Here is a 13,498-nt window from a genome sequence, read left to right on the forward strand (position 1 = left end):
CTATCGCCCATAGCGCTGCCAATGCGGCCCGAACAATTCCTGCTCGGTCGGCTTGTCCTCGGGGATCGGCACCACGAGGTGAGTGATGTTGAGAAAGTGCTTATAATTAAGGTTTTCCGAGATGCTGTTCTTCTGCCAAGAGCCGCAGCCCATCGTCAGTGTGAAGTCGAGGCCGCTGTCGAAACCGCCGCCATTGCCGAAAGTGTGGGCGAAATTCACCAGCACCCGCACCACCGGAAAGCTCTCGGCGAGCCGATAGGCGCGGGCGAAATCCCTTGTGTGCAGCCCGAGGGAGTGGCCGCGACCCTGATAATCCAATATTTCCCGTGCCTTAGCGGCGGCCGCGGCGAAATCGCTGGCGCGGTACAGCGTCAACACCAGCGACAATTTCTCGCCGGACAAGGGATGCGCGGGGCCGACGCCGGCCTCCTCCACCATGATGAATTTCGCCTGCAAATCTTGTGGCAAACCGAAGGCAGCGGCCAGCACCGAGATGTCGCGGGCGATCAGCTCGCGGTTGAGCTTGCCGGCGCTCCACAGCGTGGTCTCGATGCGCTGTTTCTGCGCGGCGTCGGCGAGGAAGCCGCCGGCGTCGCGCAACGCCGCGAGTGCCGCGTCATACACCGCGTCGACGATCACCACCGCGTTCTCCGAGGAGCACGAGGTGGCGTTGTCGAACGTCTTCGACGCGCAGATCTTTCGCGCGGCGTCGGCAAGATCGGCGGTCTCGTCGATGATCACCGGCACATTGCCGGCGCCGACCCCGATCGCCGGCGTGCCGCTCGAGTAGCCCCGCCGCACATTGTCCTGCGAGCCGGTGACCACCACCAGATCGACCGCGCGCATCAGGGCTTCGGTCGCCTGCTTGGTGATCGGCGCCGGCAGGATCTGCACCAAATCGTCCGGCAATCCGATTTGCTTCAACGCGGCGCGCATATAGTCGACGGTTCGCGCCGTGGTGCGATAACCCAGAGGCGACGGCGCGATGACGATGGCGTTGCGGCCCTTGATCGCCATCATCGCCTTGTTCACCGCCGTGGCGCCGGGATTGGTCGACGGCGTCACCGCGCCGACCACGCCGATCGGCTTGGCGAATTTGACCAGGCCGCGGCGGTCGTCGCGCTCGATCTCGCCGACCGACTTCACCCGCAACAGATCGCGCAGGGTGCCGAACGTCTTGCGCTGCTTCTTGACGATCTTGTCCGCCACGTTGCCAAGGCCGGTGTCGGCGACCGCCAGCTCGGCGAGTTCGCGGGCGTGCTCGGGCTTGTACAACGACCACGCCAGCGCGCGGACCGCCTCGTCGGCGCGGGCCTGATCGACGTCGGCGAAGGATTGTTGCGCCGCGCGCGATCGGCGCACGACGTCGTCGACAACGGACGCCGCATCGACGGGGCGCGTGAGGAAATTGGCGGCGGTCATGGCGACTCTCGCATCGTGATGGCGGGCGATCGGCGCTCGCCGGCGCCGCGCAGATATCTCTTGTTGTCGCGGCCCCGGTCAATGGATCAGAATTTCAACTATCAGCCGCGCATGAGAGATCCATTCCATCAAACCGCCCGCCGAGAGAATTCCCGACACCGCAAGGCCGCGCCGCGTCGCGCCGCGCGAGCCGACGCGGGCAACACCGCCGGCGCGCGGGGCGTATCGCAACACCTTTCGTCGCGCGACGAAGATTGAACCTGCTGCTAACCTCGCGGCGTTTGGATGATTTTGGCGCGGCAGCCGCGCAATACGAAATTCAGTTGGTAGTTTCGGCCGCCTATAAACGATCACGTCCGCGCTTTGCGCCGACGCGTCCGCTGGCCTGACCGGCGGCAATCTTGTGAGAGGCATGGCGATGGCGGCGACGGTCGGCGAATTGAAGGACGCGTTGTGGAAGGAGCTGGCGCTGAAGGCCGAGCTCGGCATCAACGGCGTGGCGATCAGCGGCGAGGCGCTGGAGCTGATCCAACCCGGCGTCAAGGCGCAGGAACAGGTGCACTGCCTGTTCGAGATGGACTTCGAGATCCACACCACCGAACTGCCGTCGCACTTCCAACTGCCGAACGGACTGACGACGCCGTTCCGCTGGAATCCGAAATCCAGCTACCGCATCGACCTGATCGGCGAGCGCACCGTGATCATTCACGGCAACGAGGTGCTGGCCGACGTCGAGTTCCAGCCGCGGCCGAAATTCTACGGCGCCAAGACCTCCGACGGCGTCGAGATGTCGGCGATCGGCGCGCATTACGCGCAGCGCCATCTGTTCATCGTCTACAGCAACGAATGCTCCTACAAGGAAAAGGGCGAAGACTGCCTGTTCTGCAACATCAACTACACCAAAGACGTCTATGGCGATCAGCGGCCGTTCTGGAAGAACGCCAAGCAGATCGGCGAGACCGCGGCCGCGGCCTATCTCGGCGGCGAGGTCGATCATCTGACGGTCAGCGGCGGCATCATCCCGGAGCGCCGCGAACTCGACTACTATCTCGACGTCGCCGAAGCGATCCAGCGCCACACCGGGCTCGAGGATTTCAACGGCACCGCGACGGTTGCGGCCCCGCTCGACCTGCGCAACATCGACCGCTTCAAGGAAGCCGGCTATCGCACCACCGCGATGAACATCGAGATCTGGGACAAGGGCATCTACAACGCGATCTGCCCCGGAAAGGCGCGCGGCAGCGGCGGCTGGGAGCACTGGGTCAAGGCGCTGGAACACGCCGCCAAGGTGTTCGGGCACGGCCGGGTGCGCTCCAACATCGTCGCCGGCATCGAGCCGAAGAAGAGCACGGTGGCCGGGCTGGAATATCTCGCCTCCAAGGGCGTGGTCGGCACCGCCACGGTGTGGTGCCCGAACCCCGGCTCCGAACTCGAAGGCCACCGCTCGCCCGAGCCCGGCTGGTATCTCGACCTCGCCCACAAGCAGGTCGCGATCTGGAAGCAGAACGGCTTCAGCTACCAGCAGATCTACGACTGCCACGCCTCCTCCGACAGCCTGCAGCATGACGTCTGGCGGATCGAGGACGAATTGCTGCCGGTGTTCTCCGAGACCAGAAGCCTGGTCGCGGCGGAATAGCAAGCTGCGTGGCGACCGCGCGCCGGAGCGGCGCCACGCGCGATCGCGCCGCGCCCCCGTTGCAACTTTGCCGATGGCCCGGAGGTCCCGTGACTGAACGTAAACCCAAACATATCGCGATCTACGGCAAGGGCGGCATCGGCAAGTCGACCACCACGTCGAACATCAGCGCGGCGCTGGCGGAGGCCGGCTATCGCGTGATCCAGATCGGCTGCGATCCGAAGAGCGATTCCACCAACATCCTGCGCGGCGGCGACGACCTACCGACCGTGCTCGACAGCCTGCGCGAGCGCGGCCGGCCGTCGATCGCCGACGTCTCCGCCACCGGCTTTGCCGGCGTGCTGTGCATCGAGGCCGGCGGTCCGGTGCCCGGCGTCGGCTGCGCCGGGCGCGGCATCAACGCCGCGGTGGATCTGCTGCACGAACTGAATCTGTTCGAGGAATTCAAGCCGGATGTCGTGCTCTACGACGTGCTCGGCGACGTGGTGTGCGGCGGCTTCGCGGTGCCGATCCGCAACGGCATCGCGGAATCCGCGTTCGTCGTCACCTCGTCGGACTTCATGGCGATCTTCGCCGCCAACAATCTGTTCAAGGCGATCAGCAAATACGCGCCCTCCGGCGGTGCCCGGCTCGGCGGGGTGATCGCCAACTCGATCCAGACGCCCTATGCGGCGTCGCTGATCGACGACTTCGCCGCGCGCACCGGCACCAAGGTGGTCGGCTATGTGCCGCGCTCGCAGGCGGTGGCGCAGAGCGAATTGTACGGCAAGACCGTGATCGAGGCGCAGCCGCGCTCCGAGCAGGCCGAGGTGTATCGCGCGCTGGCGCGGCATATCGCGCAGAGCCATGACAGCAGCGTGCCGAAGCCGCTGAACGGCCCGGCGCTGAAGGGCTGGGCGCGGGAATGGGGCGATCGGGTGTTCGGCGTCGAGGCCGGGATCGTCGCCCCGCAAGAGGCGATCTGAGGTGGCGCGCCCGCCGCAACTGCGCACCCGGGAAAAACGCCTCGGTGCGATCGGCGGCTATTTCGGCGAGGTCGCGCCGCTGATCGCCGAACTGCAAAGCGGGCAATCCTCCGACCGCATCCGCACCTTCGCGCAGATCGCGCCGGACGACATCGTGCAGGCGCTGCACGTGCTCGCAGGCATCGCCGGCGCCGGCATCGTGGTGCATGGCGGGCGCGGCTGCGCCGGCGCGCTGACGCGGTTTGCCCCGAATGGCCGCTGGGCGGTGAGCAATCTCGACCAGCGCGACACCATTCTCGGCTCCGACGGCGCGCTCGCCGACACCGTGCGCGGGCTGTATCGCCGCGAGCGGCCGTGGGCGATCTTCATCGTCGCCACTCCGGTGATCGCCATCAACAATGACGACGTGCGCAGCGCCGCGATCGAACTGTCCGACGAGCTGGACATCCCAGTGATCGAGGTGATCAGCGACGGCTTCCGCTCGAAGATTGCCGCCACCGGCTTCGATGCCGCGGCGCAAGCCGCGCTACAACTGGTGACTCCGGCCGAGGCCGCGCCGCGCCGCGACCTCGTCAACCTGCTCGCGGTGGATGGCGGGCCGGGCGTCGCCGATATCGCGGCGCAGCTTCGCGCCCTCGGGCTCGAAGTTAACCCTTTGCCGCACGGCGCCGATGCCGAGGGCTTTCGCCGCGCCGCAAGTGCTGCGCTGAGCGTCACGCTCGATGCCGACGCCAACGAGGCATTCGGCCGCGGCCTGGAGCGCACCCACGGCGTGGCTTTCCTGCCGCTGCCGCCGCCGATCGGCAGCGCCGCCACGCAGCACTTTCTCGCCGCGGTGGCTGAGGCGACCGACCACGCAGCCCCTGCCCCGCTCGCTGAAACCGCCGCGCCGCAGGTGTTGCGCGGCCGGCGCGTGGTGATCGCGGCGCCGCCCGCCGCGGCGTTCGGGCTCGCCGACCTGATCGACGAGCTCGGCGGCACCCTCGCCGGCGTCAGCGTCGATCACATCGACGCCGGCCATCTGCCGGCGCTGCAGGATTTCGCCGCCCGCCGCCCCGGCGTGCCGCTGCACGTCGCCGACGGCCAGCCGTTCGAGCACGCCAACCGGCTGGCGCGGCTCTTGCCGGATCTGCTGATCGGCTCCGCCGAACTGGCGGTGCTGGCAGCGCGCGCCGGAATCCCCGCGGTCGCGCTGCGGCCGGAGCAGCTCTACGGCAGCATCGGCGTGGCGCAACTGGCGCGACGCGCCGCCCGCGCGCTGCACAACGTCGCGCTGGTGCAGCGCTTAAGCGCGGCGCGCAGCGCGCCCTATCGGCCGGGCTGGTTCAAGCGCAGCCCGGATTGGCATATCAAGCTCGAGGTCAAGTAGATGGCGGTCCCGCTGTTGCGCTCGCGCGCCGGCTGCGCGCTGCATGGCGCGCTGTTCACCGCAGCCGCGATCGACGGCGTCACGCCGCTGCTGCATTCGACCGCGGGCTGCGGCGCGCAGGCCTATCAGCTCGGATTGTCCGGCGCCGGCTGCGGCGCGCGCGCCAGCGCCGGCCCCGCCACGCCATCGACCAACATTTCCGAAAAGCACATCGTGTTCGGCGGCACCTCGCGGCTGCGCGAACAGATCAAGAATTCGCTCAGCGTGCTGAACAGCGAACTCACCGTGGTGCTGAGCGGCTGTCCCGCCGAGATGATTGGCGACGACGTCGCGGCGATGGTGCAGGAAGCCCGCGACCAGGGCGAGGCGGTGCTGCAGATCGCCACCGCCGGGTTTCGCGGCTCGGCGCATCGCGGCTACGAACTGTTGCTCAACGGCATAATCGCCGAGCAGATCGCGCATCAGCCCACCCTGCCCGGCCTGGTCAACATCCTCGGCATCGTGCCGCAGCAGGACGCGTTCTGGCTTGCCGAGATCGAGGAGCTGTCGCGGCTTCTGGCCGGCGTCGGACTGCGCGCCAATCCGCTGTTCGGGGCGGAGGGCGGCGTGCACGGCCTGCAGGCGCTGGCGCAGGCCGAACTCAGCCTGGTGCTGTCGCCCTGGGGGCTGGAGCCGGCGCGCGAACTGGAACGACGGTTCGGCACGCCGTGGCTGGAGGCCGGCGGCCTCCCCGTCGGCGCCGAGGCGAGCCTGGTGCTGCTGCGGCTGATCTGCGAGATCGCCAGTTCGGCCGATCGCGCCGCCGCCGACGGCTTTCTCGCCGCCGAGGCCAGGCGGGAAGCCTATCTGCTCGATGTCGCCGCCGAGCCGCTGTACCGCCGCGGCGGCCAGCTCGACTTCGCGGTGGTGGCGCCGAGCCTGCACGCGCCGGGGCTGGCGCGCTATCTCACCGGCACGCTGGGCTGGACGCCGCGCGCCGTCGTCGTCACCGACGATCCGCCGGCCGAAAGCCGCGCCGCGATCGAGGCCGACATTGGCGGCCTCCGCTACACCCAGGACGCCGGCGAGATCGCCGACGTTCTGCGCGGCAGCGCCGCCGAGATCGTCTTCGGCAGCACGCTGGAACGCGGCGTCGCCGCCGAGCTCGGCGTGCCGCTGGTCGAGGTCGCCTTCCCGACCGCGCGGCCCGGGCTCAGCCGCGGCGTTGCCGGCTGCCGCGGCGGCAGCGCGCTGCTCGAGGACATCCTGCAGGCCGTGCCGGCGTGATTTCGCGCGGCGCGGCTGCCCGGAGCCGCCGGCGGCGCTCGCCGCGCCGATCAGCTCGGCTCGGACCGCCGCAGCAGGTAGATATCCATGATCCAGCCGTGCCGCGCGCGGGCCTCGCTGCGTGCCGTTGCAATCTTGTCCTTCACCGCGGCGAGTGGACCCGAGATCAAAATCTCGTCGGGCGTGCCGAGATAGGCGCCCCAGAAAATCTCCAGATTCTGCTCGGTGAGTTGGGCGAAGGTCTGGGTGCCGTCCAGCATCACCACGACGCTGCCGGCATCGGCGGGAAAGCCTTCGGCAAGCTTGCGCCCGGTGGTCAACAGCACCGGCTCGCCGATCCGGTTCAGCGCGATCCGATGCTTGGCGGCCAGCACCTGCACGCTGCTGATGCCGGGGATCACCTCGTAGTCCAGGGCCAGCCCCTTGGCGCGCAGCCGTTCGATGATGCGCAGCGTGCTGTCGTACAGCGCGGGATCGCCCCACACCAGCAGCCCGCCGACCTCGCCATCGGCAAGGCAGGACTCGAATTGATGGCCGTAGCGATCGGCGAGCTCGGCGTGCCAGTGGTCGACATTGTCCTGATAGCAGCCGGTGGCGGCGCGCTGCGGCACTTCGATGCCGACCATCTTGACATCGGCGCGCTCGACGAAGCGCTCGCAGATCGTGGTGCGCAGATGTTTCAGCGCCGCCTTCTCGGTGCCCTTGTCGGGCACGAAGAACACGTCGACCCGGTTCATTGCCTTGATCGCCTGCAGCGTCAGATAGTCGGGATCGCCGGCGCCGATGCCGATCACCAGAATTTTTCGCATTGCTTGTCCTTACCCCTCACCGATTGACGTAGAGCACCCGCCAACCCTCATCCAGCCGATCGATCCGGGTCAGCGACAACGGATCGATCACGAAGCGCAGCGCCGGCTCCGGCGCCATCTCGAGCGCTATCGCCAGTGCCGCGCGCACCGTGCCGGAATGCACCACCAGCACCACGTCGCCGGAGGGCAGCCGTTCGAAGCCGTCGCGCACCCGCACAATCTGGTCGGCGAAGCTCTCGCCGCCGGGCGGCCGGTTGCTGGCCGGCGCCCGCCAGAACTCCGTGTAGCCGTCGCCGAGTTCGCGGGCGAGATCGTCGTGACGCCGCCCGGTCCAGGTGCCGAAATGCTGTTCGCGAAACTTCGGCTCAGCGCCGGGCTTGAGCGCCAGCGCCGCGGCGGTCTGCATCGTGCGGCGGCTGGGGCTGGCAAAGCAGGCGGCGTCCGCCGGCAACTTCAAGCGCAACGCGGCGAAAGCGTCGGCATCGCCTGTGTCGGCGGGCGCGTCGGAATCGTGGATGACGCCCTTCGGTCCCGCCACCGGCGCGTGCCGCACCAGCCACAGCCGGGTGTCGTTGTTCATTGGCGCCGCCTCACCCGAACTGCGCGGCGAGCAGCACCAGCACCGCGGTTTCCGCGACCTGCTCGGCGGCGCCGAACACGTCGCCGGTGACGCCGCCGATCTGCCGCCACGCCAGCACAGCCACCGCGGCGGCGCCGGCCGCGGTCACCAGCAGCGCCAAAAGCGCGGCCTGCAGCGGCAGGCACAGCAGCGCCAGCAGCGCCGCCAGCCCGACCGCAATCAGCGCGCCGGCCGCCGGCGGCCGCCCCGCGGTCTTGCCGAGCCCATCGGCGCGGGCGAACGGCATGTTCGCCGCCAGCACCGGAATCGCCGCGCGGCCGAGCGCGTGGGCGACGATCAGCGCCGGAACCACGGCCGCCGCCGGCAGGCTGGCCAGCGCCGCCCACCGGGTCGCAAAGCCGACCAGCAGCACCAGCGTGCCGTAGGTGCCGAGCCGGCTGTCGCGCATGATCAGGAGTTTGGCGGCGCGGTCGCGGCCGCCGCCGAACCCGTCGCCGACATCGGCGAGGCCGTCTTCATGCAGCGCGCCGGTCAAGGCCGCGCTGGCGCCGAGCGCGAGCGCTGCGGCGGCGAACGCCGGAACCCGCATTCCCAGCAACGCCACGTCGATCAGCCCGACCACGGCGCCGATCAGCGCGCCGACCAGCGGGAACAGGCGCTGCGCGCGCGCGATATCCGGCACCCCGGCGCCCGCCGGATGCGGCATCGGCACCCGCGTCAACAGCGCCGTCGCGATGCGCAGATCGTCGACCCAGTCGGCGAGTCGACCGGGCTTCGACGCCGGATTGTGATTGTCCATGGTGCCGTCTCACAGTTGCGTTTGCGTCGCGGCCGATCGTTGCAACGCAGGGCGCGACGCCGGCGCGGCGGCGCGCCGCAGAGCCGATAGCACTTTCTGGGCGGAAAGCGCAAAGCGCGCGAGGCGCGGATCGGGCTGGTTGATCGCGCGGCAGCCAGCGCAAATTGCCGGGCCGACCGCGGCGCCGGCGCGGCGCGCCGCCGCGCTGCACGGTTGACAAGGCAAGCCCGGCATTCCTATGAGTGCGGCGATCGTCCCCGAGCCATTGGACCGCGGTGCTGACATGATCGACAGAACGCGATCATGAGCGGCGCGTCCGCTCCAACAGCAATCGACGTCCTGGTGGTCGGCGGTGGCAGCGCGGCGCTGTGCGCGGCGCTCGCGGCGCGGCGCCGGGGCGCCACGGTGCGCCTGCTCGAACAGGCGCCGATCAGCTTCCGCGGCGGCAACAGCCGCCACGCCCGCAATTTCCGGCTGATGCATGACGAAGCGCAATGGTACGTGCCGGACAGTTACGGCGAAGCCGCGTTCCTGCGCGACCTTCACCGCGTCACCGCCGGCGCCACCGACGAGGCTTTGGCGCGGCTGCTGATCCGCGGCTCCGCCAGCATCGCACCGTGGCTGCAGGATAATGGCGTGGCGCTGCAAGATCCCGGCAGCGGGGTGATGCCGCATTCCAAGCGCACCGCGTTCTTTCTCGGCGGCGGCAAGGCGATGATCAACGCGCTCTATGCCACCGCAGAGGCGATCGGCGTCGAGATCGGCTACGACAGCGAAGTGGTGGCGCTGCACGTCGAGGATGCGCGCTGCAGCGAGGTCGTGGTGGCGCGCGACGGCGGCGCCGAACGAATCGCCGCGAAGGCCGTGGTGCTGGCTTGCGGCGGCCAGCAGTCCGATCGCGGCTGGTTGCGCGCGCATTTCGGCGCCATCGCCGACGGGCTGGTGATCCGCGGCACGCCCTACGTCACCGGGCGGGTACTGCGGCTGCTGCTCGATGCCGGCGCACGAGCGGTCGGCGATCCGGCGCAGGCCCACATCGTCGCGGTCGATGCCCGCGGACCAGAGGTCGACGGCGGCATCGTCACCCGCATCACCGCGATTCCCTACGGCATCGTGGTCGACCGCAACGCCAAGCGTTTTCACGACGAGGGCGAGGACGCCCGCAAGACGCATTATGCCCGCTGGGGCGCGCGGATCGCGCAATGCGAGCGGCAGACTGCCTATCTGATCATGGACGCCGCCGGCCGGGCGCGGGCGCTGCCGACCGCGCTGCCGCCGATCGAGGCCGACAGCATCGCGGGCCTCGCGGCCAAGCTCGAACTCGATCCGCAGGCGCTGCAGGCCACGGTCGCCTCTTTCAACGCCGCGGTGCGCGAGGGCGGCGGCACCGAGGCGCTCACCCCGCCGAAAAGCCATGGCGCGAAACCGCTCACCGCGCCGCCATTCGCCGCCTATCCGATGCGGCCGGGGCTGACGTTTACGCATTTCGGCGTCGCCGTCGATCAAACCATGCGGGTGCTGACAACCGGCGACGAGTGCCTCGGCAATGTGTTCGCCGCAGGCATGATCATGGCGGCGAATGTGCTCGGCCGCGGTTATCTGGCCGGGCTCGGCGTCACGCTGTCGGCGGTGTTCGGACGCCTCGCCGGCGAGGAGGCCGCGCGCCATGCCGCCAGATGAACTCACCGCCGAGGCCGATCGGGTGCTGCGGATCTGCACCGCCTGCATGTATTGCGACGGGCTATGCGCGGTGTTTCCGGCCATCGCCGGGCAGCACGAGTTCACCCCGAACGACTTGGACTATCTCGCCAATCTTTGCCACAACTGCCGCGGCTGCTGGTACGCCTGCCAATACGCGCCGCCGCACCCCTTCGCCGTCAACCTGCCGAATACGCTGGCCGAACTACGGCAGCGCTCTTATGCGGACTACGCTTGGCCGCGCGTGCTGCGCGGCGGCTTTGCTTTCAACGCCGGCGTGGTGGCCGGCATCGTCGGCGGCATCACCGCGCTGACGCTGCTGGCGACATGGCTGCTGTTGCCGGCCGAGGTTTTGTTGACTGCGCATCGCGGTGAAGGCGCGTTCTACCGCGTGGTGCCGTGGCCGATCATGGCCGGCGCCGCCGCCGTAACGCTGACCTGGGCGATGCTCGCGATCGGCATCAGCGCGGCGCGCTATTGGCGGGCAATCGCGCCCGGCGCCTCGCTCGCGGCGACGTTGCGCGCGCTCGGCCCGGCGCTGCGCGACATCGTCACGCTGCGCAATCTCGGCGGCGGCGGTCCCGGCTGCAACGACGTGAACCAACAGTTCTCGCAGCAGCGCCGCTGGTGCCACCACATCATGGTCACGGGTTTCCTGGCCAGCGTCGCCTCGACGCTGATCGCGGCCGTCTATCACCACGTCTTCGCGATCGCCGCGCCCTACCCGCTGGATAGCCTGCCGGTGCTGGCCGGCGGCATCGGCGGGGTGCTGATGCTGCTCGGCATCGGCGGGCTGCTGCGGCTGGAACGCCGCGCCGACCGCGCGCCCTCGGCGGCCGCCGAGGTCCGGCTCAATGTGGTGTTTCTGCTGTTGCTGGCGAGCCTGGCGGCGAGCGGCCTCGCCGTGCTGGCGCTGCGCGACAGCGCCGCGATGGGGCTGGCGCTGAGCCTGCATCTGGGTCTCGTGATCGGCAGTTTTGCGGTGCTGCCGGTCAGCAAGGCGGTGCACGGGCTGTACCGTTCGCTGGCGCTGCTGCGCGCCGCGATCGACCGCGCGAAGCCGCGCCGGCGCCGCGGCGGCGACGAATGAGCCGGATCAGCCTCCGACTGTACGCCTGCAGGTATTGACTTCGCGGCGTTTCGGGCTGATGGAGTCCCTAGCCGACGGTACCCTGTCCTTGGGCAGGGCGAAGAGGGAATACCGGGCGTCAGAGGACGGGAACTCCCGGACTCCGACGAAGCCGGAGCTGCCCCCGCAACTGTGAGCGGACAGCCTGCACCGACAACCACTGGGTTTCGACCTGGGAAGGTGGTGCCGGCCACGACCCGCGAGCCAGGAAACCTGCCGTCGCCTGCGCGTTTCGCCATTCCGGGCGGGGAATTCCGGAGTGAAGACGTTGGTCGATCGGAGTGCAGGTCCGTTCGCCGCATGTCTGGGTCCCGCGTTTGACGCGGCCGCCCATCCATCGACTGGCCTTGCGTATGGACGATCCGACCCAAGCCGCGCCCAGCCAGCGACCCGGCGATGCATCCGTCGATCCGACGGTGACGCTGCACGTCTGCGTCAATTGCCTGGCCGGCGCTGACCGCGACACCAGCCCCCGCCCCGGCGCAAGGTTGCATCAGGCGCTGCTGGAAGCCCAGCAGCAGCAGGATCAGCCGCCCCGGGTCCGCATCGTCGCCGCCGAATGCCTGTCGAACTGCAACCGCGGCTGTAGCGCGGCGCTCTCCGGCGCCGGGCGCTGGAGCTATGTCTATGGCGATCTCACCGAGGCCGCGGCCGCCGAGCTATTGGCCGGCGCCGGACAATACGCCGCGACCGACGACGGCCTGGTGCCGTGGCGCGAGCGGCCGACGATCTTCCGCAAGGGCGTGATCGCGCGGATTCCGCCCCCGCCGCAGCCGGCCTAGGAGAGCCCATGTCGATCGAAAAGATTCCCGTCACCATCATCACCGGCTTCCTCGGCTCCGGCAAAACCACGCTGGTACGCCACCTGATGCAGAGCCCGCAGGGCCGCCGGCTCGCGGTGCTGGTCAACGAATTCGGCGACCTCGGCGTCGACGGCGACATTCTGAAAGGCTGTGCCGACGCCAATTGCCCGGCCGACGCCATCGTCGAACTCACCAATGGCTGCCTGTGCTGCACCGTCGCCGACGAATTCGTGCCGACGATTGCCGCGCTGCTGGCGCGCCCCAACCCGCCCGATCACATCCTGATCGAAACCTCCGGGCTGGCGCTGCCGAAACCGCTGTTGAAGGCCTTCGAATGGCCCGACCTGCGCGCCCGCATCACCGTCGACGGGGTGATCGCGGTCGCCGACGCCGAGGCGGTGGCCGACGGCCGCTTCGCCCACGACCTCGCGGCGATCGCCCGGCAGCGGCTCGACGACAATAGCGTCGACCACGACACCCCGCTCGGCGAAGTGTTCGAGGATCAGGTCGCCTGCGCCGACATCGTGATCCTCAACAAGGCCGACCTGGTCGATCCGGCGCAGCTCGCACGGGCGCGCGAGGCGGTGCAGGCGGAATCGCCACGCGCCATTCCGATCGTCGAAGCGACCGAGGGCCGGGTCGATCCGCGCATCGTGCTCGGCATCGGCGCTGCGGCCGAGAACGATCTTGCCGCGCGGCCGACCCATCACGACAGCCACGACGCCCATGACCACGACGATTTCGAGACGCTGGTGATCACCTTGCCGGGCGATAGCAGCGCCGAAGCCATCATCGCCGCGGTGGAAACCATCGCCCGCGATCACGGCGTGCTGCGCGCAAAGGGCTACGTCGCCATTGCCGGCAAGCCGATGCGGCTATTGGTGCAGGGCGTCGGCTCGCGGGTGCGCGCGCAATTCGACCGGCCGTGGCGCGCCGACGAAGCGCGGCAGTCGCGGCTGGTGGTGATCGGCGAGCGCGGCATCGACCACGCCGCCATCACCGCCGTGATGACCGGGTGACGC

Annotated in this window: 13 protein-coding genes and 1 riboswitch; of the genes, 8 read left to right on the forward strand and 5 right to left on the reverse strand. The window is 69.4% G+C overall.

All coding sequences use genetic code 11. The features are described 5' to 3' along the window. Together sauS and VGC77_RS02755 are read right to left on the reverse strand one after the other, a co-directional pair. Positions 1-1,422: an acylating sulfoacetaldehyde dehydrogenase gene (sauS, locus tag VGC77_RS02750; RefSeq protein WP_331170026.1), complete on the reverse strand. Its 1,422-nt coding sequence runs from the start codon at positions 1,420-1,422 to the stop codon at positions 1-3. A 78-nt stretch (positions 1,423-1,500) separates the two neighbouring features. Beyond that, complete coding sequence (locus VGC77_RS02755; RefSeq protein WP_331170027.1) at positions 1,501-1,776, reverse strand: hypothetical protein; 276 nt, start codon at positions 1,774-1,776, stop codon at positions 1,501-1,503. Positions 1,777-1,840: 64 nt separating this feature from the next. Between VGC77_RS02755 and VGC77_RS02760 the strand changes: the two genes are divergently transcribed. From VGC77_RS02760 to VGC77_RS02775, 4 genes are all read left to right on the forward strand, one after another. Further along, positions 1,841-3,058 (forward strand): radical SAM protein, encoded by a 1,218-nt coding sequence (locus tag VGC77_RS02760; RefSeq protein WP_331170028.1) that lies wholly within the window; start codon positions 1,841-1,843, stop codon positions 3,056-3,058. 89 nt (positions 3,059-3,147) lie between these two features. Continuing rightward, entirely contained in the window at positions 3,148-4,023 is an 876-nt protein-coding gene (locus VGC77_RS02765) for a nitrogenase iron protein NifH (protein WP_331170029.1), read from the forward strand. A 1-nt stretch (position 4,024) separates the two neighbouring features. Further along, on the forward strand, positions 4,025-5,392 hold the full coding sequence (locus VGC77_RS02770; protein ID WP_331170030.1) for a nitrogenase component 1: 1,368 nt from the start codon (positions 4,025-4,027) through the stop codon (positions 5,390-5,392). Next, the gene (locus tag VGC77_RS02775; RefSeq protein WP_331170031.1) at positions 5,393-6,658 is read left to right on the forward strand and encodes a nitrogenase component 1; all 1,266 of its coding nucleotides are present in this window, start codon (positions 5,393-5,395) and stop codon (positions 6,656-6,658) included. Between the two features lie 50 nt (positions 6,659-6,708). On the opposite strand, the gene cobF is transcribed toward VGC77_RS02775, so the two are convergent. From cobF to cobS, 3 genes are read right to left on the reverse strand one after another with little or no spacing between them, the layout of a single operon-like run. Continuing rightward, entirely contained in the window at positions 6,709-7,467 is a 759-nt protein-coding gene (cobF, locus tag VGC77_RS02780; RefSeq protein WP_331170032.1) for a precorrin-6A synthase (deacetylating), read from the reverse strand. Between the two features lie 16 nt (positions 7,468-7,483). Next, positions 7,484-8,047: a histidine phosphatase family protein gene (locus VGC77_RS02785; RefSeq protein ID WP_331170033.1), complete on the reverse strand. Its 564-nt coding sequence runs from the start codon at positions 8,045-8,047 to the stop codon at positions 7,484-7,486. Between the two features lie 10 nt (positions 8,048-8,057). Continuing rightward, a complete protein-coding gene (gene cobS, locus VGC77_RS02790; RefSeq protein WP_331170034.1) occupies positions 8,058-8,846 on the reverse strand; it encodes an adenosylcobinamide-GDP ribazoletransferase in 789 nt (262 codons plus the stop codon). 303 nt (positions 8,847-9,149) lie between these two features. Between cobS and tcuA the strand changes: the two genes are divergently transcribed. The 4 genes from tcuA (at position 9,150) to cobW (ending at position 13,495) form a co-directional block, all read left to right on the forward strand. Further along, positions 9,150-10,526, forward strand: coding sequence for an FAD-dependent tricarballylate dehydrogenase TcuA (tcuA, locus tag VGC77_RS02795; RefSeq protein WP_331170035.1), 1,377 nt, complete (start codon positions 9,150-9,152; stop codon positions 10,524-10,526). Then, complete coding sequence (tcuB, locus tag VGC77_RS02800) at positions 10,513-11,634, forward strand: tricarballylate utilization 4Fe-4S protein TcuB (protein ID WP_331170036.1); 1,122 nt, start codon at positions 10,513-10,515, stop codon at positions 11,632-11,634. The genes tcuA and tcuB overlap by 14 nt, the downstream gene beginning before the upstream one ends. 58 nt (positions 11,635-11,692) lie before the next feature. Then, positions 11,693-11,908, forward strand: a riboswitch (cobalamin riboswitch). Positions 11,909-12,026: 118 nt separating this feature from the next. Further along, positions 12,027-12,455: a DUF1636 domain-containing protein gene (locus VGC77_RS02805; RefSeq protein ID WP_331170037.1), complete on the forward strand. Its 429-nt coding sequence runs from the start codon at positions 12,027-12,029 to the stop codon at positions 12,453-12,455. Positions 12,456-12,463: 8 nt separating this feature from the next. Beyond that, positions 12,464-13,495 carry a cobalamin biosynthesis protein CobW gene (cobW, locus tag VGC77_RS02810; RefSeq protein WP_331170038.1) on the forward strand — a complete coding sequence of 344 codons (1,032 nt, stop codon included), beginning with the start codon at positions 12,464-12,466 and terminating at the stop codon, positions 13,493-13,495. Positions 13,496-13,498: the final 3 nt, after the last annotated feature.

This window comes from Rhodopseudomonas sp., from assembly GCF_036404135.1.
GTDB lineage: Bacteria > Pseudomonadota > Alphaproteobacteria > Rhizobiales > Xanthobacteraceae > Rhodopseudomonas_A.

Coding starts and splice junctions, on each gene's coding strand:
- sauS (WP_331170026.1), bottom strand. CDS start 1,422: ATGACCGCCGCCAATTTCCTCACGCGCCCCGTCGATGCGGCGTCCGTT.
- VGC77_RS02760 (WP_331170028.1), top strand. CDS start 1,841: ATGGCGGCGACGGTCGGCGAATTGAAGGACGCGTTGTGGAAGGAGCTG.
- VGC77_RS02775 (WP_331170031.1), top strand. CDS start 5,393: ATGGCGGTCCCGCTGTTGCGCTCGCGCGCCGGCTGCGCGCTGCATGGC.
- cobF (WP_331170032.1), bottom strand. CDS start 7,467: ATGCGAAAAATTCTGGTGATCGGCATCGGCGCCGGCGATCCCGACTAT.
- VGC77_RS02785 (WP_331170033.1), bottom strand. CDS start 8,047: ATGAACAACGACACCCGGCTGTGGCTGGTGCGGCACGCGCCGGTGGCG.
- cobS (WP_331170034.1), bottom strand. CDS start 8,846: ATGGACAATCACAATCCGGCGTCGAAGCCCGGTCGACTCGCCGACTGG.
- tcuA (WP_331170035.1), top strand. CDS start 9,150: ATGAGCGGCGCGTCCGCTCCAACAGCAATCGACGTCCTGGTGGTCGGC.
- tcuB (WP_331170036.1), top strand. CDS start 10,513: ATGCCGCCAGATGAACTCACCGCCGAGGCCGATCGGGTGCTGCGGATC.
- VGC77_RS02805 (WP_331170037.1), top strand. CDS start 12,027: ATGGACGATCCGACCCAAGCCGCGCCCAGCCAGCGACCCGGCGATGCA.
- cobW (WP_331170038.1), top strand. CDS start 12,464: ATGTCGATCGAAAAGATTCCCGTCACCATCATCACCGGCTTCCTCGGC.